18 protein-coding genes are annotated in these 20,154 nt (G+C 67.6%); all 18 read right to left on the reverse strand.

The window, feature by feature from the left end; all coding sequences use genetic code 11:
- Window positions 1–26: 26 nt before the first annotated feature.
- Window positions 27–1,718 (reverse strand): ribonuclease J, encoded by a 1,692-nt coding sequence (locus FBF35_RS06730; RefSeq protein WP_060567498.1) that lies wholly within the window; start codon window positions 1,716–1,718, stop codon window positions 27–29.
- A gap of 97 nt (window positions 1,719–1,815) precedes the next feature.
- Complete coding sequence (locus FBF35_RS06735) at window positions 1,816–2,493, reverse strand: ABC transporter ATP-binding protein (protein ID WP_060567499.1); 678 nt, start codon at window positions 2,491–2,493, stop codon at window positions 1,816–1,818.
- 1 nt (window position 2,494) lies between these two features.
- Entirely contained in the window at window positions 2,495–3,703 is a 1,209-nt protein-coding gene (locus tag FBF35_RS06740; RefSeq protein ID WP_060567500.1) for an ABC transporter permease, read from the reverse strand.
- Between the two features lie 27 nt (window positions 3,704–3,730).
- Window positions 3,731–4,921, reverse strand: a complete 1,191-nt coding sequence (locus FBF35_RS06745) for an FtsX-like permease family protein (RefSeq protein ID WP_060567501.1) — start codon at window positions 4,919–4,921, stop codon at window positions 3,731–3,733.
- Window positions 4,918–5,799: a DUF6273 domain-containing protein gene (locus FBF35_RS06750; RefSeq protein ID WP_060567502.1), complete on the reverse strand. Its 882-nt coding sequence runs from the start codon at window positions 5,797–5,799 to the stop codon at window positions 4,918–4,920. Before FBF35_RS06750 ends, FBF35_RS06745 begins: the two co-directional genes overlap by 4 nt.
- 13 nt (window positions 5,800–5,812) lie before the next feature.
- Window positions 5,813–6,238 (reverse strand): DUF4418 family protein, encoded by a 426-nt coding sequence (locus FBF35_RS06755; protein WP_060567503.1) that lies wholly within the window; start codon window positions 6,236–6,238, stop codon window positions 5,813–5,815.
- Between the two features lie 147 nt (window positions 6,239–6,385).
- Window positions 6,386–7,282 (reverse strand): 4-hydroxy-tetrahydrodipicolinate synthase, encoded by an 897-nt coding sequence (gene dapA / locus FBF35_RS06760; RefSeq protein WP_060567504.1) that lies wholly within the window; start codon window positions 7,280–7,282, stop codon window positions 6,386–6,388.
- 103 nt (window positions 7,283–7,385) lie between these two features.
- Window positions 7,386–7,928, reverse strand: coding sequence for a GNAT family N-acetyltransferase (locus tag FBF35_RS06765; RefSeq protein ID WP_060567505.1), 543 nt, complete (start codon window positions 7,926–7,928; stop codon window positions 7,386–7,388).
- Window positions 7,925–8,665: a 4-hydroxy-tetrahydrodipicolinate reductase gene (gene dapB, locus FBF35_RS06770; protein ID WP_060567506.1), complete on the reverse strand. Its 741-nt coding sequence runs from the start codon at window positions 8,663–8,665 to the stop codon at window positions 7,925–7,927. The genes FBF35_RS06765 and dapB overlap by 4 nt, the downstream gene beginning before the upstream one ends.
- 99 nt (window positions 8,666–8,764) lie before the next feature.
- Window positions 8,765–10,069 carry a M16 family metallopeptidase gene (locus FBF35_RS06775; RefSeq protein ID WP_060567507.1) on the reverse strand — a complete coding sequence of 435 codons (1,305 nt, stop codon included), beginning with the start codon at window positions 10,067–10,069 and terminating at the stop codon, window positions 8,765–8,767.
- Window positions 10,070–10,203: 134 nt separating this feature from the next.
- Window positions 10,204–12,549, reverse strand: a complete 2,346-nt coding sequence (locus FBF35_RS06780) for a polyribonucleotide nucleotidyltransferase (RefSeq protein WP_060567508.1) — start codon at window positions 12,547–12,549, stop codon at window positions 10,204–10,206.
- 184 nt (window positions 12,550–12,733) lie between these two features.
- Window positions 12,734–13,003: a 30S ribosomal protein S15 gene (gene rpsO, locus FBF35_RS06785; protein WP_007587851.1), complete on the reverse strand. Its 270-nt coding sequence runs from the start codon at window positions 13,001–13,003 to the stop codon at window positions 12,734–12,736.
- Window positions 13,004–13,243: 240 nt separating this feature from the next.
- Window positions 13,244–14,233, reverse strand: a complete 990-nt coding sequence (locus tag FBF35_RS06790; RefSeq protein WP_003792741.1) for a bifunctional riboflavin kinase/FAD synthetase — start codon at window positions 14,231–14,233, stop codon at window positions 13,244–13,246.
- 10 nt (window positions 14,234–14,243) lie between these two features.
- Window positions 14,244–15,296 carry a tRNA pseudouridine(55) synthase TruB gene (gene truB / locus FBF35_RS06795; protein WP_060567509.1) on the reverse strand — a complete coding sequence of 351 codons (1,053 nt, stop codon included), beginning with the start codon at window positions 15,294–15,296 and terminating at the stop codon, window positions 14,244–14,246.
- A 5-nt stretch (window positions 15,297–15,301) separates the two neighbouring features.
- Window positions 15,302–15,754 (reverse strand): 30S ribosome-binding factor RbfA, encoded by a 453-nt coding sequence (rbfA, locus tag FBF35_RS06800; RefSeq protein WP_003792743.1) that lies wholly within the window; start codon window positions 15,752–15,754, stop codon window positions 15,302–15,304.
- A 98-nt stretch (window positions 15,755–15,852) separates the two neighbouring features.
- Complete coding sequence (gene infB / locus FBF35_RS06805; RefSeq protein ID WP_060567510.1) at window positions 15,853–18,657, reverse strand: translation initiation factor IF-2; 2,805 nt, start codon at window positions 18,655–18,657, stop codon at window positions 15,853–15,855.
- A gap of 136 nt (window positions 18,658–18,793) precedes the next feature.
- Window positions 18,794–19,081 (reverse strand): YlxR family protein, encoded by a 288-nt coding sequence (locus tag FBF35_RS06815; RefSeq protein WP_316043214.1) that lies wholly within the window; start codon window positions 19,079–19,081, stop codon window positions 18,794–18,796.
- A 44-nt stretch (window positions 19,082–19,125) separates the two neighbouring features.
- Entirely contained in the window at window positions 19,126–20,154 is a 1,029-nt protein-coding gene (gene nusA / locus FBF35_RS06820) for a transcription termination factor NusA (RefSeq protein WP_060567511.1), read from the reverse strand.

Below are 20,154 nucleotides of genomic sequence, written 5' to 3' on the forward strand. Positions count from 1 at the left end.
GGGCCTCCTCAATGAAGACTGCCAGACTACTGCTCGGTAACGACCGGAACGATCATAGGACGACGACGCAAGCGTCGCGCAACCCAGCGTCCGATCACGCGGCGCATCGCCTGCTGCAGGACGTAGGGGTCCTGCCCGCCGGGAGCAGCCGCGTCCTTGAGCGCCTGCGTGACGTCGGGGAGAATCTCCTCGAACACCGAGTCGTCCTCGGCCATGCCGATCGCGCGAATCTCCGGGCCGGCCAGGACCATGCCCGAATCGTGCTCGACGACCGCGAAGATCGAGATGAAGCCCTCCGACCCCAGGGTGCGCCGGGTCTCCAGCTCATCCTCGGAGATCTCGCCGATCGAGCGGCCGTCCACATACACGTACTCGCAGGGCACGATGCCCGACACGCGCGCGACGCCGTCCTTGAGGTCGACCGTCACGCCGTCCTCGGCCAGGACCACGTTCTGCGGGTCGATACCCGTCTTGACGGCCAGCTGACCGTTGCCTACCAGGTGACGGACCTCGCCGTGGATCGGCATGACGTTCTTGGGCTGAACAATGTTGTAGCAGTAGATGAGCTCACCGGCGCTCGCGTGACCGGACACGTGCACCTTGGCGTTCTCCTTCGACACGACGCGCGCGCCCAGGCGGGTCAGGTCGTTGATGACGCGGTAGACGGAGTTCTCGTTGCCAGGAATCAGCGAGGAGGCCAGCACGACCATGTCGCCCGGCTCAATCGTCACGGTGCGGTGCGAACCCACCGACATGCGCGACAGCGCGGCCATCGGCTCACCCTGCGAACCGGTCGCCATGTAGACGCGCTCGGAGGGCGGCAGCTCGCCGATGCCCTTGAGATCCACGATGAGGCCCTCGGGGATCGACAGGTAGCCCTTTTCTTCCGCGATGCGCATGTTGCGTTCCATCGAGCGGCCCACGAAGGCCACGCGACGCCCGTGGTGGGCGGCCGCGTTGATGACCTGCTGGACGCGGTGCACGTGCGAGGCGAAGGAGGCGACGACGATCTGGCCCGTGGCCTCTCCAAACACCTGGTCGAGGACCGGGCCGATCTCGCGCTCGGGCGTGATGAATCCGGGCACCAGGGCGTTCGTGGAGTCCACCATGAACAGGTCGACGCCCTCCTCGCCCATGCGGGCGAAGGCGCGCAGGTCGGTGAGGCGGCGGTCCAGCGGCAGCTGATCCATCTTGAAGTCACCCGTGATGAGGACGTTGCCCGCATCCGTACGGACGAAGACCGCGAGCGCGTCGGGGATCGAGTGGGTGACGGAGACGAACTCGAGGTCGAAGGGACCGACGGTGAGGCGGTCGCCCTCGGCGACGACGTTGAGGCTCGGGTCGGGCAGGCGGTGTTCGCGCAGCTTGGGGGCGACGAAGGCCAGGGTCAGGTCAGAGCCGTAGACCGGGATGTCGCTGCGCAGCTTGAACAGGTAGGGCACGGCGCCGATGTGGTCCTCGTGGCCGTGGGTCAGGACGAGACCGACGACGTCGTCCATCCGATCCTCAATCCAGGAGAAATCCGGCAGGATCAGATCGACGCCGGGCTGGCTCTCCTCGGGGAAGAGAACGCCACAGTCCACGACCAGGAGCTTGCCCCGGTATTCGAGGACGTTCATGTTGCGGCCGACCTCGCCGAGACCTCCCAGCGGGATCACTCGCAGTGCGCCATCTTCCAGGGGCGCGGGTTCGCTGAGGTTCTCGTACAAAGACTTCATGGTGCCAGTCTGCCACGTTGGCACCGCTTTGCCCGCATCGGGAGACATGTTGGGCAGGTCGGCCCTCTCACATTTGATGCGTTCGGAGGGCGCTGAGCTACTCGCTCGCGCGCAGATGGCCGTCCTCCATGACGTAGCTGCGGTCCGCGAAGCGCTGCGCCTCGGCCTCGTGGGAGACGACGAGGACGGCCGTTCCCCGGTCGGCGGCATCGCGCAGGAGGGTGAGGACGGCGGTCGCGTTCGCACTATCGAGGCCGGCGGTCGGCTCGTCTGCGACAACGACGGCCGGGTCCATGAGGAGGGCACGCGCGATCGCCATGCGCCGCAGCTCACCGCCCGACAGCTCGGTGGGCGCAGCATCGGTGAGGTCGCCCAAGCCCACGGCGGCCAGCAGCTCGCGGGCACGATCCGCGGGCGCCTCGTCCTTGGTGTAGAGGATCGAGGGGAGCAAGACATTGTCGAGGACCGTCAGGGCTCGCAGGGCCGTGTGCCCCTGGGGGACGAGGCCGATGCGCTCATTGCGCAGGCGCGAGAGTTCCTCGTCGCGCAGCGAGTACAGGTCCGTGCCGTCCAGTCGTACGTGTCCCGCCGTCGGCGTGAGGATGCCGGCGAGCATGTTCGCCAGGGTGCTCTTGCCGCTGCCGGAGTGCCCGGAGACGAGGGTCAGCTGCTGTTCCTCCAGGCCGATATCCAGCGGGTGGACGGCCGTGAAGAGGCGCTTTCCCCCGCGGGCTCGGGCGAATTCTTTCGTGAGTCCCGTTGCCTCGATGATCATGTCATTCCCCTTCCTTGAGGGCCAGGCTGGCGTCCATTGTCGTCACGTACCGTAGCGCTATCCACGAGGACACGAGGGCGACGAGGCCCACCGACGCGAGCGCTCCCAGCGCGAGCAGCGCCAGAGTGGGCAGCGACGGGACGAGGAATCCCCCTCCCAGGCTTTGGCGTACGAGGCCGGAGAAGGACACGAGGAGCACACCGGAAACGACGATGCCGCCAATGCCGCCGAGCGCGTTGACCGCAAGCGCCTCGCGAATGATGATGCGCGAAATCAGACGACGGTGGGCACCGGCGGCGATAAGGGTCGCGAATTCTCTCCTGCGCTCGACAATCATCAGGACGAACATGAGGGTGATCATGAGCAAGCCGGCTCCCCACGCGACCGCGATGAGGGTGGTGACCGTGCGCGACGTCGTTTCCAAGGACTGGGCGATACCGCTGACCAGCTTCGTCGAGGTGGCGACCGACACGCCGGGTACCTGCTCACGGATCTGCGCGGCCACGGCCTCGGCGTCGTATCCGGGTGCCACCTTGACCATGACCGAGGAGATGATGCGGTCGGTTTCGAGCGTCGAGTACTTGTTGAGTCCCTTGCGCAGCGAAGAGTCGATGACCTTCTTTGCGGTCTCGAAGTTCATGTAGACCGCATTGTCGAGGGTCGATCCGGTCGGGTCAAATTGGCCGACGACCCGCAGGGTGTTGTCGAAGAGCTGGAAGTTCTCCGGGTCGTTGGCGAGCACGTTGGCGCCGACGATCACCTCATTCTCCCCCAGCTGCGCCTGCCCGACGGCGTCGTTCATCCACGGCTGGATCGTGAAGTCGGTGGTCGGATCGTAGGCGATCACCTGGTAGCGGCCCGAGCAGCAGCTCGCCCTCGCCGAGGCGAGGAAGAGCTGGGAGGAGGCGGCCTCGACGCCGTCGACGGCTGCAACTGCCTCGCGCGTGGACGCATCCATGTAGAAGTACGACGGTTCGGCGTTGACAAGGAAGGTCTGCGCATCGAAGTCGGTGTCGGCCTCGTCGGGCGTCACCATAATGTCGGCTCCGAGGCGCGACTGGGTCGTGCGCAGGCCGTGTTCGATACCTTGGACGACCAGCGTTCCACCGAAGATCGTCATCGTCATAAGCATGGAGAAGAAGATCAGGGTCCCCGTCCGCACGGGGTAGCCGCGCAGGTTCATCCACGGTAGTCGCGACAGCGACAGCATTGCGTCATTCCTCCTTGACCGTTGTCCCTACACCAGGACAGATTTGTTCCCCGTGGCCGCCCGGCTGACCCGAGCGAGCGCGAGGCGCGTTCCGACGACGCCGACGCAGGTGACGGCGACTAGTGACAGGCCCGCGAGGGGCAGTGATGTCGCGGGGGTGGCGAGGGTTTTGACGAGGCTCCCGTCCCCCACGAATGGCATGGTCACGGCTGCGAGGCAAACTCCCACGAGGGCTCCAAACGCGTGAAGCAGGGACGATTCGCTCAGCATGACACGGCTCATGATGGAACGCGATGCCCCGATCGAGCGCCACACGGCCAGTTCCTGCATCCGTTCGTTCATGAGGCTCACCTGCACGACGATGAGGGCGCCCAGCAGGACGATCCAGGTCGCTCCCAGGACCCCGATTGCAACCCCGCGGTGCGCGCGAATGCCCGACGCAGCCCCGACGAGCGCCTCAGTGGCACGCACCGCACTGACCTTGCGCACGTAGAGGTTGATCCAATTGGTAACGCTCTCGATGGCATCGCTGTCCGAGGCACGCACGAGCGCCGCAGAGTAGTCGGTACGCGGGTCGAGGGAAGCGTCGATGTCCTCCCCCGCCGCGCGCGCGTCCGCCATCATGTCCGACAGGGTGTCCGTGGAAACGAAGACGGCGTCATCGAGCTCCGAGCCGGTGGTGAGGAGGTGAGCGCCGATCGGGCGCTCACGCCCGAAGACGGAGAGGCTCTGTCCGTCCGCGCCCGGGACGGCACTGCCGACAAGGACCGAGCCACGCGGCAGCGACGCCCCTTCCCCCTCGGCGATCCAAGGCGAGAGCGCGAAATCCGTCTCGGGTTCGAAACCAACGATCCACCGGGTGGACCCATCGGCGAGCGTCTCGGACACATAGAGCTGATAGGACACCGCGGCGATGTCCTCGTTGGACGACATGCGCGCCAGGGCCGAGCGCCGCTGGTGACAGCCCACGGGGGTCCCGAGCATGAGGAGGCGCTTCTTCTCCACCTGGTTCAGGCAGGTCGTCGGGTACACGACGAGGTCGGCGCCGAGCCTGCGCTCAGCGAGGGTGAGCTCCGCCCGCATCGCGCCCACGAGGATCAATCCACCGAACACACAGGCTGCCTGCGCGAGCGCAAGCACAGCGATGATGAGGGAACGGATGGGATGCGCGCGGATCGTCATGAGGGGAACGCGGCGCAGGGACAGCGCGTTGCTCATCGGCTCCCCTCACCGGCCCCTTCGACGTTGATCCACAGCGCGGGTCGCACCCCGTACTGCAGGTCGACGTTCGCTCCGCTGAGCGAGGGCACGCCCGTCGCGTCGACGAATTGCGTCGCGAAACCGTATGTTCCGGGAGAGCGCAGCCACCAGTCTGCCGTGCCGTCCTCGGAGACGCTCAGGGGTCCGGCGGCGGCGTGAACGCTGGCGGGCGCCGCTCCGATGTCACTACGCGCGGCGGGCGTATTGAGGTAGATGACGCTCTCGGTCTCACTGAGGGCAAAAACCCGATCGTCGGTCGCGGCTCCGCCGCTTGCGCCGGTGATCGACTGATCCGCATTCTCGTTGTGCACCGTCTCGATGAGCCCGCGCTGAACGGGGGTGAACGCACCCTCGTAGAAGTCGCCGTTCATCCACGCGCGCAGGTCGGAGTTCTCCCACGTGACCTCCTCGAAGGGCACGTGGTGGTACTGGCGCGCATCGAGGACGTCTGCGCTCAGGAGCAGGAGTTGGCCGTCGATCTTGTCGAGGACAATCCACTGAATCGGCTCGGGTCCATTCTGGGCGTTTCCGTCCTGCTCGTAGGCCCCGAACTCGACGGTGTCGCCCTTGGATACCGAGCGGTACGGCAGCGCGGGATCGGCTTCGACGAGGGCCTGCGCGCGCTGCGCCGCATCACTGTACCCGCCGAGCGCATGGAAGAGCTCGTACGCCCCCTGGGCGTCCCCGGCCTCGTCCAGGGCGACGGCCTCGCGATAGTGCACCGCGTTGCGCACGACGATCGCGAGAACGGCGACGAGGGATAGCACGAGGAGAACCGCGCCGATGCGCACGGTTTTCGATCGTCCTAGGGCCCTCACGCCGCCATTGTCTCCCATCCGGGGCGATACGTCAGGCGGAGGGCTTCGAATCCTTCTTCCATGACGCCACCAGCGCCCCAATGCCGCTGCCGGCGACCAGGACGCTCATGATGCGCACGAAGGGCTGGAAGACGGTGTGGCAGCGCATCGTCTTCATCGCGCACAGCGGGCAGATCCCGCCGGGAATGAAGAACACAACGACGCTGGCGATGACCGCGAGCGCGAGCAGGGCCAGGCGCGCGGGCTTGTTCTTGACGAGGGAGGAGGCGCCGTACAGCGCGATGAGGCCAACGGCGCTGCCGGCCACCATGTTCTGACACTGGTGACAGTGCATCCACGAGCCGTCGGCCCGTTGCTCGCACGCCGAAAAGACGGTCACGCCTCCGGCGAGCAGCAGGGCGCTGAGAGCGGCGGGGACCAGGGGAATGATGACGTCCTTCTTTGCCACGGTATCCATTCCTTGAAGACAACGATCAGTGTTGATGAGCTTTACCTAAGTATATTAAGCCTAACTTTCAACGCTCGTCAACGATCGGTAACACCACCACTGCACCCTGAACATACACCTCGCCCCCGCCGGGTCTCGACGGGGGCGAACTGTATGTCAGAGCAGGCCAGCGGTGCACAGGGCGCGACGCAGGGCCGACACCTCATCGTCACTGATGCCCACCATCGGCAGGCGCACGGCCGGGCTGTCGATAACGCCCTGGAGCCACAGGGCGTACTTCGCCATGACCGCTCCCTGTCCGCCGCCCATGATCGCGTGCACGAGGGGACGCAGCGAATAGGACAGCTCACGGGCCTCCCACACCTGGTCGCTGTCGAGCAGCTCGATCATGCGACGGTACTGGGCTGAGGCCACGTGCGTGACCACGGAAATGAAGCCCGAGGCGCCGCCCGTCATCCATGCGAAGTTCAGGCCGTCGTCGCCCGAGTAGTACTCCAGGCCCGTGCGGTGCATGCGCTCCACGCCGGTCTCCACGTCACCCGTCGCGTCCTTGACGCCCAGGATCCGCGGGTGCTGGGCGAGGATGTCGAGGGTCGCGTCTGAGAACGCGATGCCCGTGCGCCCCGGAATGTCGTAGAGCATGACGGGCAGGTCGGTCGCATCCGTCACGCTGCGCACGTGCGCGCGCAGGCCCTCCTGGGACGGGCGGTTGTAGTACGGGGACACGATCAGCAGACCGTCCGCGCCGTGCTCCTGGGCGCCCTCGCCGATGCGCACCGCGTGGGCGGTGTCGTTCGAACACGCGCCGCACAGGATGAACGCTCGATCCCCCACGGCCTCACGGACGGCGTCCGTCAGGTCGTTCTTCTCCGGCTGGTGAGTCGTCGGCGACTCTCCCGTCGTGCCGGACAGCAGAATCGTGTCGCACCCTTCGTCGACCAGCTTGATCGCCAGGCGCTGCGCGGAGGGCAGATCAATCTCACCGGTGTCGGTCATCGGCGTGACCATGGCGGCTGCGAGGGAACCGAAGCGGCGGGGAGGAATGTTGCTCATGCGTTCCATGATACGCACGCCCCTCGCAATGGGCGCACCGCGTCCCCGACGTGGACGGAGCACCACGCACGCACCCGCGTGGCGTCGCTCGCGCCGTGGGCTCTTAGTCGCGCTCCGCCCACCACATGTGCTGCGTGGGGCCATCGCCCAGCACTCGCACCGCGCCCGAGGGCGCAAAGCCCGCCGACGTGTAAAAGCGCTGGCGCTCCTCATCATTCACGCCAACCCACACGCGCAACTGGCCACTCGTCAGGTCCGCGACCGCCGACAGCAGGCGCGACGCATGCCCCGACCGGCGGAAGTTCTTATCCACCGTCAGCTCATACACCTGCGTCGCGGCCACCGCCGCCTCACCCGACTCAGCGTCGGGGGCCGAGGGCACCCCGGCCTCGTCGGGGCCGGCGAGCGCGAAACCCACGATCGTATTGCCGTGGAGGGCGACGAGGAGGGCGGTGCCGCCCGGCCGCGGAGAAGCCAGCGTCGCCTCCCACTGGGCGGCGAGCGCCTCCTCAGTGATGCCCTGAGCGTCGAGGGCGTCCTGCCCCATGAGGGAGCGCCAGGCCTCGCGCTGCAGGCGAGCGATCGCGCGCGCGTCACCGCTCTGAGCGGGGCGCACGGAGCGGTCCGGACCCGCGGCCGAGCTCACAGGCCCATCACCTGGTCGAGGCCAATGGTCAGGCCCGTGCGGCCGATCACGCGGCGCACGCCCAGCAGGACACCGGGCATGAAGGAGACACGATCGAAGGAGTCCGTGCGGATGACCAGCTGCTCGCCCGCGTTGCCCAGGAGGATCTCCTCCGAGGCGGTCAGGCCGCGCAGGCGCACGGCGTGGACGGGGATACCATCCACGCGGCCGCCGCGGCTGCCGAGCTCGTCGGTTTCAGTCGCGTCGGGCATCTCGCCCAGGCCGGCCTCGGCGCGCGCCTTCGCGATGCCGCGCGCGGTCGCCACGGCGGTGCCGGAGGGAGCGTCCACCTTGGCGGGGTGATGCATCTCGATGACCTCAGCGGACTCGAAGTAGGGGGCGGCCATAGCGGCGAACTTCATGGCGAGCACCGCGCCCATCGCGAAGTTCGGGGCGATCAGGACGGCACGCCCAGAGGCCTCGGCATGCTCGCGCACGCGCGCGTAGGACTCTTCCGTCCAGCCGGTCGTGCCCACGACGACGTCCACTCCCGCGTCGAGAAGCGCGTGTACGTTGGACTCGGTGACGCTGGGGATCGAGAAGTCGACGGCGACCTGCGCGCCATTCACGCTCTGCGGCGTGATCTCGTCGCCCGCATCGAAGAGGGCAACGACCTCCATGTCCGGGGCGTCCGTGACCGCCTGAACGACGGTCGAGCCCATGCGGCCCTTGGCTCCTGTCACTGCGACGCGAATCATTGCGCTCTCCTTCTTACGGTTATATGGCTGTCTTCAGGGTATTCCCACGTTCGGCGCGATGAGCGCGGATGGACAGGGGGTATCTCACGCCCCCGTTTCTTACTGTGCGGGCAGGACGAGGGCCCGGCAATCCAACTTCGCGATGAGGGACGCCGCCAGTGCGCGCACGTCGCCCGCCTGCACCGCGTCGAACTCGGCGAGGGACTCGTCGATGGGACGGTAACGTCCGATGATCTCCGAGCGGCCCAGTCGCATCATGCGAGACCAGTTGTCTTCGAGGCCCAGGACGACGCCGCCGCGCACCTGTCCACGCACGCGCGTCATCTCCTCCTCGGTCGGGCCGTCCGCGGCAAGGTCTTCCAGCTGAGCGCGCATGATGGCCTCAACTTCGTCGACCTTGTCGGGGCTACAGCCCGCGTACATGCCGAAGGTTCCGGTATCGGAGTAGGCGACGTCGAAGGCGTAGGTCGTATAGGCCAGTCCACGCTTTTCACGCACCTCCTGGAAGAGGCGCGACGACATAGAGCCGCCCAGCACCGACAGTAGGACACTCATGGTCGGACCCGCGGGATCCGTGGCCGACAGGCCCTCGCAGCCGATGATGACGTGCGCCTGGGTCACGTCGCGTCGGCGGGTGATGTCCTTGTCGTGGTCGGCAATCGGTGTCACGGTCGTGGATCGACGAGGCCGGGGTGAGGCCGCGCTGCCCGCGTCCCAGGGCGATCCCTCCAGGGCGGCCTGCACGCGCTCACACACTGATTCGTGGTCGACGTTGCCGGCGGCTGCAACGATGAGGGATGAGGGGCCGTAGTGGGCCTGGTAGTGCTCCCAGACGTCCGCGCGCTCGACCTCACGGATGGCCTGGGGCGTGCCGCCGACGGGGCGTCCGATCGGGCGGTCGCCGTGGACGGCTAGCTGGAAGGTGTCGTGGACCGTGTCCGTGGGCGAGTCCTCCCCCATCGCCAGTTCGTCGAGGATGACGCCGCGCTCCATCGAGAAATCTTCCTCGTCGAGGCGCGAGTCGGTGACCATGTCGGTCAGCGTCTCGATCGCCATGTCGAGGTCCGCGTCGCGCACGCGCGCCCAGTAGGCGGTGTGCTCGCGAGCGGTCTCCGCGTTCGACTCGCCGCCCACGCTGTCGAAGGCGACGGCGATGTCGAGGGCGGAACGCTTGTTCGTGCCTTTAAACAGAAGGTGCTCGAGGAAGTGGGTCGACCCAGCCGTACGCGGTCCCTCGTCGCGCGACCCCACAGGCACCCACAGGGACACGCCCGCGCTCTTCGTCGCCGGAATCGCCTGGGTCAGGACACGCGTCCCAGCTCCCAGGATCGTGCGTTCAATGCGGGTGTCGCCATCCTCGATGGACAGGCGGGCCTCGTCGAGCGGCAGCGGCTTGGGCGTCATACTTCTCCTCTTGCATCCCCCATGATCCGGGGGTTGGCACGAAACGTTCACAGTGTAGCCGTAAACGGGCCGGTGGCCGGGCGGAGCACACGCTCCATCCCGGCCACCGGTCCGATTCAGCTAACGGGAGCTACTCACTCCTCGGAAGCGCCGTCCTCGCGCTCGTCGTCACGGCGACGACGGGTGCGGGTACGGGGGCGACGCTCGCGACGCTCGGAGCGGTCGCGGCGCTCGCGACGCTGCTCGGTCTGCTCGCCCTCGGCGGCCTCGAGCTCGCCAGCCTCGCCGTCGATGACGGCGTGCAGGCTCAGCTTGCCGCGGTCGCCGATCTCAGCGATCTCGACCTCGACCTGCTGGCCGACCTGCAGGACGTCGTCCACGGAGTCGATGCGCTTGCCGCCCACGAGGCGACGGACCTGCGAGATGTGCAGGAGGCCATCCTTGCCGGGGGTCAGCGACACGAAGGCGCCGAACGAGGTGGTCTTGACGACCGTGCCGACGAAGCGCTCGCCGACCTCGGGCATCTGCGGGTTCGCGATCTGGTTGACCATCGTGCGGGCGGCCTCGGCGGAGGCGCCGTCGGAGGAGGCGATGTAGACGGTGCCGTCGTCCTCGATGGTGACGTCAGCGCCGGTCTCGTCCTGGATCTGGTTGATCATCTTGCCCTTGGGGCCGATGACCTCGCCGATCTTGTCGACGGGGACCTTGACGGTGATGATGCGAGGAGCGTTGGGGCTCATCTCATCCGGGCCGTCGATCGCCTGGTTGATCAGGTCGAGGATCGCCAGTCGGGCGTCGCGGGCCTGGGCCAGCGCGGCGCGCAGCACCTGGGAGTCGATGCCGTCGAGCTTGGTGTCCAGCTGCAGAGCCGTGATGAAGTCACGGGTACCGGCAACCTTGAAGTCCATGTCGCCGAAGCCGTCCTCGGCGCCCAGGATGTCGGTCAGGGTGACGGCCTTGAACTGGCCATCGACCTCACCGGTCATGAGGCCCATCGCGATGCCCGCGACGGGGGCGCGCAGCGGCACGCCGGCCTGGAGGAGGGACAGGGTCGAGGCGCAGACGGAGCCCATCGACGAGGAGCCGTTGGAGCCCATGGTCTCGGAGACCTGACGGATCGCGTAGGGGAAGTCCTCACGCGAGGGCAGGACGGGAACCAGGGCGCGCTCGGCCAGGTCACCATGGCCGATCTCGCGGCGCTTCGGGGAGCCGACGCGGCCGACCTCGCCCGTCGAGAACGGAGCGAAGTTGTACTGGTGCATGTAACGCTTAGCGTTGACAGGCGACAGGTTGTCGATCTGCTGCTCCATGCGCAGCATGGCCAGAGTGGTGATGCCCAGGATCTGGGTCTCGCCACGCTGGAACAGGGCGGAACCGTGCACGCGGGGCAGGACCTCGACCTCGGCGGACAGAGAACGGATCTGGCGCGGGGTACGGCCGTCCATGCGGATCTCTTCGCGCAGGGTGCGGTTACGGATCGTGGCCTTCTCGAGCGAGCGGAAGGCAGCCTTGAGGGCCTTCTCCGACTCGGGGAAGCGCTCGGCCAGGGCCTCAAGCATCTCTTCCTTGACGGCGTCAACGGCCTCGTCGCGGGCGAGCTTGCCCTCAGTCAGCAGGGCCTGGGCGACCTTCTCGGCCGCGTATTCCTCGACCGCCGCGTACTCTTCGTCGGTGTAGTCCAGGAACAGCGGGAACTCAACGGTCTCCTTGGAGGCCTTCTCGGCCACCTTGAGCTGGGCCTCGCACAGGACCTTGATGAAGGGCTTGGCGGCCTCGAGGCCGTCGGCCACGACGTCTTCGGTGGGGGCAGTGGCGCCAGCCTGAATGAGCTCCCACTGGTTCTTGCCGCCGCCGGCCTCGACCATCATGATCGCGACGTCTTCGGAGCCGTCTTCCTTGGTGACGATGCGACCCGCGACAACGATGTTGAACACGGAACGCTCGAGCTCGCTCCAGCGCGGGAACGCGACCCACTGGTCGTCGATGAGCGCCAGGCGGGTGCCGCCGATCGGGCCGGTGAAGGGCAAGCCGGCGATCTGGGTGGACATGGACGCGGCGTTAATCGCCAGAACGTCGTAGGCGTCGTCCGGATCGATCGTCAGGACGGTCTCGACGACCTGGACCTCGTTGCGCAGGCCCTTGACGAAGCCGGGGCGCAGCGGGCGGTCGATGAGGCGGGCGGCCAGGATGGCCTCGGTGCCCGCGCGGCCTTCGCGGCGGAAGAAGGAACCGGGGATGCGACCCGCGGCGTACTGACGCTCTTCAACGTCGACGGTCAGCGGGAAGAAGTCGAACTGGTCCTTGGGGTTCTTGCCCACCGTGGTGGCGGACAGAACGGTGGTGGAATCGTCCAGGTAGGCCAGGGCGGAGCCGGCGGCCTGCTTGGCGAGACGGCCGGTTTCGAAGCGCACGGTGCGCTTGCCAAAACGGCCGTTATCGATAATCGCCTCTGCGGCGATGATGTCGGAGCCTTCCATCATGGGGCGTTTCTCCTTGGTTTGTTGGTGTCGCGCTCCACTTCGGCCTTCGATCGAAGCCCACGGATAAACGCTCCGTAGGCCACTGTCGAAAACCGGCGGCTTTCGCGCGAGAATTAACGGTTTGCCCGAGGCGGGCGTGTGAAAACCGGCCCGTCTCCGCTACGGGAGGCGGGCCGGCCCAAAATCAGCGGCGCAGGCCGAGACGCTCGATGAGCGAGCGGTAACGCTCGATGTCGATGTCAGCCAGGTAACCCAGCAGGCGGCGACGACGGCCGACCAGCAGCAGCAGGCCACGACGGGAGTGGTGGTCGTGCGTGTGGGTCTTGAAGTGCTCGGTCAGATCCTTGATGCGGCGGGTCAGCAGCGCGATCTGCACCTCGGGGGAACCGGTGTCGCCCTCGTGGGTCGCGTACTCGGCGATGATCTGGTCCTTGACGTCCTTGCTCAGCGGCACAGGCTTCTCCTTTGTGTTCGTTGCGCGGGGCATCCGGGCTCTTCCCGGGTGCTGACAGTCCGCGGCCGGTGTACGGCCTTTCTACAGTAGCACGCCACCGGCATTATCCCCACAATGAGCGACCAAGCTAACGATTCTTCCTTCTCACGAGGACTTTCCCCTCTCCCCGCTCTGCGCTCCCCCGGCCTCGGGCTGGATGTGTGCCCCTGAAGCGCGGGGCCAGGCGAAGAGGATGGTGCCCTATCGGGCGGTGACGGAGTCCGGGTCGACGCGCCCGGCGACGCCAATGCCGAGGACGGAGGCCGTCTGGCGCAGGTCGTCGTCCATCTGGGTGAGCAGTTCGTCGAGGGAGTCGAAGGAGAGCATGGGGCGGATGCGCGATACGAAGGTCACCGCGATACGTTCGCCGTACAGGTTGAGGTCGGAGCGGCCCAGGACGTGGGCTTCGACGGTGCGTTCGACGCCGTTGAACTGGGGGTTGGTGCCCACGGAGATGGCGGCGGGGAGGAACTCGGCGGACTGGGTGCCGGGCACGGCGCGCACGACCCACCCGGCGTAGACGCCGTCGGCGGGGATGACGCCTTCGACGTCCTCGGACAGGTTTGCGGTCGGGAAGCCGAGGGTGCGGCCGCGCTTGAAGCCGTGGCACACGGTGCCGCGGATGCGGTGAAGGTGGCCGAGGACGCGGGCGGCACCGGACACGTCGCCGGCGGCGAGGAGCTCGCGCACCCACGAGGAGGACCAGCGGCGCCCCTCGGGGGCCTCGATGTCGGTGACCGTAATGACGTTGAAGCCGTAGCGGCGCCCGAGCTCGCGCAGCGTGTCGATGGTGCCCGCGTTGCCGCGTCCGAAACGGAAGTCTTCGCCGACGACGACTTCGCGCGCGCCGCAGCGCTCCACCAGGTATTCGTAGACGAACTCGTCGGCTTCGAGGCTGTAAACGCTCGCGTCGTAGTGGGCGACGAGCGTGGCGTCGAGTCCGGCGGCGGCCATCGCGTCGAGGCGGTCGCGCAGCGGGGAGATGAGCTGGAGGCCCACCTCGGGCTTGTGGACCTGGATGGGGTGCGGGTCGAAGGTGATGGCGACGGCGTCGACGCCGAGTTTGTGGGCGCGCTCGATGCAGGTGGAGATGACCTTCTTGTGTCCGTTGTGCATGCCATCGAAGTTGCCGATGGTGACGACGCTGGCCTCGTTGCCGGGAATGTCAGAGAGTGAATACCAAACGTTCATGAGTCTCTTTCTAGAAAACCAGGACGGTGCGCAGGCGAGCCGCATCAATGCGGAGCAGGCCAAGGACGGTGCCGTCGGGCGCGACGGCGGCGATCGGCGCGGCCTCCTCCTCGGGGTCGCTCTGCGGGCAGTAGGCTGCCTCGGCCGCCCACTGCGCCAACTCACCGCGAGAACGCCTCGGGGCCTGGCCGTGGGCGAACGCTCGGGCCTCGGCCTCGGTCATGAGCAGGGAGGGGAACATGGTGCGCGCAGCATCCCCAAGTGGGACGAGGGGTAGGACCGGTTCCGCGTCCGGCTCCCCTTCCGGACTGGCTGCCTCGACGGCGGCACTCAGTTCCTCGAGCGTCATCGCCGTCTCCAGGGGAACGTCGCCCACGCGCGTGCGGCGCAGCGCGGTCAGGTGGGCACCCACGCCGAGCGCCTCACCGGCGTCGCGCGCGAGGGCGCGCACATAGGTGCCCGAGGAGCACTCGACGACGACGTCAACATCGACCACGCGAACGGGGCCGGAGGGAACCTGTTCGTCGGGCGCATTGTCCGCGTCGGACTCCTCCAGCACGCACTCGACGGGGCGCGGGGGCGCGAGGACCTCCAGGCGCGAAATGCGCACCGGACGCGCCGCCAACTCGACGTCTTCACCGGCGCGGGCAAGCGCGTAGGCGCGCTTGCCGTTCACCTTGATCGCCGAGACGGTCGAGGGCACCTGCATGATGTCCCCGCGCAGCGGCGCAAGCGCAGCCTCAAGCTGCTCCTCGCTCAACGAGGCACAGCCAACGGCCGCGGTCGCGACCCCCTCGGCGTCGTCCGTATTGGTGGCGACGCCGAAGCGGATCGTCGCCCGATATTCCTTCGAATGACCGCTCACCCAGGTGAGCAGCTTCGTCGCCTTGCCGATGCCGATCACGAGGACTCCCGTGGCCATCGGGTCCAGGGTGCCGCCGTGCCCCACCTTGCGCGTGTGGGCCAGGCGTCGCACGCGCGAGACCACGTCGTGGCTGGTGAGCCCCTGCGGCTTGTCGATGACAAGCAGGCCGGGACGCGGATTATCGGGTCGACGAGCCATGAGGGTCAGGCCCAATCCTTCGCGTCAGCCTCGTCCTCTTCGTCGTCGTGACGGTAGGGGTCGGCGTCGCCGGCGTAGGTGGCCCCAGCAGACGCGGCAGCGATTGCCTCGTCCTTCGCCTTGGCCTTGGCCAGGGCGTCCTCGAGCGCGGCGGCGCTCTCGGGCAGGGCGTCGAGGATGAACTCCAGGGTCGGGGTCAGGCGCAGGCCCAGGGCCTTACCCACGCGGGAGCGGAAAAGACCCTGCGCGGACGCGAACGCGCGCGCGGCCTTCTCGCGCTGCTCGTCGTCGCCGAGCACCGTGTAGAAGATGGATGCGTGCTGCAGGTCGCCCGTCACGCGCACGTCCGTGATGGTGACGAGCTCCAGGCGGGGATCCTTCACGTGGCGTCCAATCATCGACGCGACGGTCTGCAGGATTCGCTCCTGCACCTTTCGAACGCGAGCTTCATCAGCCATCGCGCCCTCCTTTCGGGCGGTGTCGCCCTCTTAGAAACACTGGTGAGAGAAGATCGGGGTCCGAGCGTGCCCGGACCCCGATACTTCAAGCCATGCGATCAGTCACGAGCCTTCTCGCGCATCTCCCAGGTCTCAATGATGTCGCCTTCGGCGATGTCCTTGTGACCCAGCGTGATACCGCACTCGTAGCCCTCGCGGACCTCGGTGACGTCGTCCTTCTCGCGACGCAGGGACGCGATCTCGAGGTTATCGGCGACAACCACACCATCGCGCACCAGGCGAGCCTTGGTGCCACGCTTGATCGTGCCGGAGCGGACGATCGAACCGGCGATGTTGCCGAACTTGCCGGAGCGGAAGACCTGACGGATCTCCGCGGTACCCAGCTGGACCTCCTCGTAGATCGGCTTGAGCATGCCCTTAAGGGCAGCCTCAATGTCGTCAATCGCAGAGTAGATGACGTTGTAGTACTTGATCTCGACGCCTTCGGCATCCGCCATCTCGGCCACGCGCTCGGCGGGACGGACGTTGAAGCCGATGATGACCGCGTTGTCGACGGTCGCCAGGTTGACGTCGTTCTGCGTGATCGCACCGACGCCGCGGTGGATGATACGCAGCGCGACCTCATCGCCCACGTCGATGCGCAGCAGCGAGTCTTCCAGGGCCTCGACGGCACCGGACACGTCGCCCTTGATGACCAGGTTGAGGGTGTCGACCTCGCCCTCGGCCAGGACCTTGTCGAAGTCCTCCAGGGAGACGCGCTTGCGACGCTTAGCCAGCAGGGCCTGACGCTCGGCGGCCTCACGCTTATCGGCGATCTGGCGAGCCGTGCGGTCATCCGGCGCGACCAGGAAGGAGTCGCCGGCGCGCGGGACGGACGTGAGACCGAGGACCGCGACGGGCATCGACGGGCCGGCCTCGGAGACGTCGTTACCGGCGTCGTCGAACATGGCGCGCACGCGGCCGTAGGACGAGCCGACCACGAGGGAGTCGCCCACGTGGAGCGTGCCGCGCTGGACCAGCATGGTCGCGACGGCGCCGCGGCCCTTGTCCAGGTTCGCTTCGATGGCGACGCCACGCGCGTCGGTGTTCGGGTTGGCTTCAAGGGTCAGCGCCGCGTCGGCGGTCAGCAGGACAGCCTCGAGCAGCTCGCGGATACCCTTGCGCTGCTTGGCGGAGATGTTCACGAACATGACGTCGCCGCCGTACTCTTCCGCGACCAGGCCGTACTCGGTGAGCTGGGAGCGGATCTTCTCCGGGTTCGCCGTGTCCTTATCGACCTTGTTCACCGCGACGACGATCGGCACGCCAGCGGCCTGCGCGTGGTTGATAGCCTCAACCGTCTGGGGCATGACGCCGTCATCGGCAGCGACCACGAGGATCGCGATGTCGGTGACCTGGGCACCACGAGCACGCATGGCCGTGAAGGCCTCGTGACCGGGGGTATCGATGAAGGTGATCGGACGGGCGGTGCCGTCCTCAGCCTTGACCGTGACCTGGTAGGCGCCGATGTGCTGGGTGATGCCGCCGTGCTCGGTGTCGACGACGTCGGTGTGACGGATCGCGTCGAGCAGCTTGGTTTTACCGTGGTCGACGTGACCCATGACGGTGACGACCGGCGGACGGGGCACCATGTTCTCGGCGTCGTCGAGCTCTTCGGCTTCGAGGTCGATGTCGAAGGACTCGAGCAGCTCGCGGTCCTCGTCCTCGGGGGAGACGACCTTGACGTCGTAGCCGAGCTCCGCGCCCAGGGCCTCGAAGGTGTCCTGGTCGAGGGACTGCGTGGCGGTCGCCATCTCACCCAGGGCGAAGAGGACCGTCACGAGCGCTGCGGGATTGACGTCGATCTTCTCGGCGAGGTCAGCAAGGGATGCGCCCTGGCGGATGCGGATCTGCGCGCCGTTGCCGCGCGGGATCGACACGCCGCCGATAACGGGCGCGTTCTGCTGCTCGTACTCTTGACGCTTCGCGCGCTTCGACTTGCGTCCGCGCTGCGAGCGGCCGCCTCCGCGACCGAATGCGCCCGGCGTGGAGCCGCGACCGCCGCGGCCACCGCCGCGAGGACCGCCGAAGCCGCCGCCGTTGTTCTGGGGCGCGCCGCCGCCGGCACCTGCACCCGCACCGCCGGGACGTGCGCCGCCGCGACCGCGTCCACCGCGGCCGGTGCGCTCACCGCCGCCGTTACCGGAGGCAGCGTTACGTGCGAAGTTCGCCTGGCCGGGCATCATGCCCGGGTTCGGACGGTTGCCGCCGGGGCGCGGGGCGCCGGGACGCGGACCGCCGTTGCCGGAGGCACCCTGACGCGTGGCACCGGGGCGCGGGCCACCGTTGCCGGAGCCGCCCGGACGCGGGGCGCCGGGACGAGGGCCGCCGGAGCCGCCGGGGCGAGGCATGCCCTGCGAGGAGGCGTAGGGGTTGTTGCCCGGGCGCGGGCCACCGGGGCGCGGGCCGCCGGGGCGAGCCGGACGCGGGGCGTCAGCACGACGAGGCGCGGGCTTGGGGGCGCCGCCTTCCGCGCTCTTGCGGGTGGCGGGCTTGGGGGCGGCGTCGGCCTTCTTCGTACGAGGCTTGGGCGCGCCGGGCTTGGGCGCGTCGCCCTTGGGGGCCGCGGCCTTGGGGGCAGCGTCGGCAGCCGCCGCGGCGGGAGCCTCCGCCTTGGGGGCGGCGGGCTTCTTCGCAGCGGGCTTGGCCGCGCTGGGCTTGGGAGCCTTGGCGGCGGGCTTTGCGTCCGCCTTCTTGGTCTTGGGGGCCGTCGCGAACTTCTCGCGCATCTGCCGCACGACGGGCGGTTCGAGCGAGGACGACGACGACTTGACGAATTCACCTGCTTCCTTCAGGTGACCCATCAGTTCTTTGCTGGTGATTCCGAGCTCTTTGGCGAGCTCGTGGACACGCAACTTTGCCACATTTCTCCATTCCGGAAGCGTCTCCGGTCCGGAGACGCCTTACTGATATTGCTGGCAGCTCATCGCTGGGTACTCATCGGGTGCCCATCAGCTTCCAACCCGCTTCCATTTTCTCGGCGTTGATGGCGCGTGGCCATCACTGGTGGTTGATCAACTCCTCCACGTCGTCCCACACGCCGTCCGTAACGTTTCCCATTCGGAACGAGCGCGCAAGGCCGCGCCTGGCTCGGGCTTTCTGGACGCACCCCGCATCGGGGTGAATCCAGGCCCCTCGGCCCGGAAGAGTGGCCGTTCGGTCGAGGCGAATCGAACCGTCCGGCGAGCGAGCGATCCGCACGAGAGCGGATCGTTGCGCGTGTGCGCCGCATCCAATGCAGGTGCGCTGGGGCCCAGAGGTGGGCACTGGCGGCACAGAATACGACACAATCCCCTAGCTTAGTCCAGCTAAGGGATTGCTCGTCTCAGATTCTATGAGCGACTTGTCACGTCGTCGGGGGTCGAGACGCGCGAAGCAATCGCGTCGTCGCCGGTTTCCGTGTCGGCGTGGATGTCGATGTGGTAGTTCGTCAGGCGCGCGGCGAGGCGAGCATTCTGGCCTTCCTTGCCGATGGCGAGGGAGAGCTGGAAGTCGGGGACGATGGCCGTCGCCGTGCGGTTGTCCACGGAGTGGACGACGACGCGGGTAACGCGCGCGGGCGACAGCGAGTTCGCGACGAAGCGCGCCGGATCGTCGGAGTAGTCGACGATGTCGATTTTCTCCCCGCCCAACTCGGCCATGACGGAGCGCACGCGCGCGCCCATCGGGCCGATGCAGGCGCCCTTGGCGTTGATGCCTTCGCGGGTGGCGGCCACGGCGATCTTCGTGCGATGGCCGGCCTCGCGGGCGATGGCCTTGATCTTGACGAGGCCCTGCTGGATTTCGGGAACCTCACGCTGGAAGAGGCCGGCGACGAGGTTGGGGTGGGTGCGCGACAAGGTGATGCGCGGGCCGCGCTCGGTGCGCTCGACGCCCACGATATAGGCGCGGATGCGGTCGCCATGGCGGTAGGACTCGCCGGGGACCTTTTCACCGTCGGGCAGGACGGCCTCGAAGTCGTCGGAGACCTGGACCATCGTGGGGCGGCCGGGGCGCGGCGCCTGGACGGTGCCCGTGATGATCTGGCCTTCACGGCCAGCGAAGTCACCGAAGACGCGCTGGTCGTCGGCGTCACGCAGGCGCTGCATGATGACGGAGCGTGCGGTCGACTGGGCGATGCGGCCGAAGTTCTTCGGAGTGTCGTCGAACTCGCCGATCGGGTTGCCGTCCTCGTCCTCGTCCATGGCCATGACGGTGACGCGTCCGGTCTTCTTGTCGATTTCGATGCGGGCCTGGGAGATGGCGCCGGGCAGGTTGTGGTACGCCTTGAGCAGCGCCTCCTCGATGGCGTCGACGAGGGTTTCGAGGCTGACGCCCTTCTCGTTTTCCACCATCCGCAGAGCGGTCATATCGATTTCCAT

This window comes from Schaalia odontolytica (assembly GCF_005696695.1).
In the GTDB taxonomy this organism is placed as follows: domain Bacteria; phylum Actinomycetota; class Actinomycetes; order Actinomycetales; family Actinomycetaceae; genus Pauljensenia; species Pauljensenia odontolytica_C.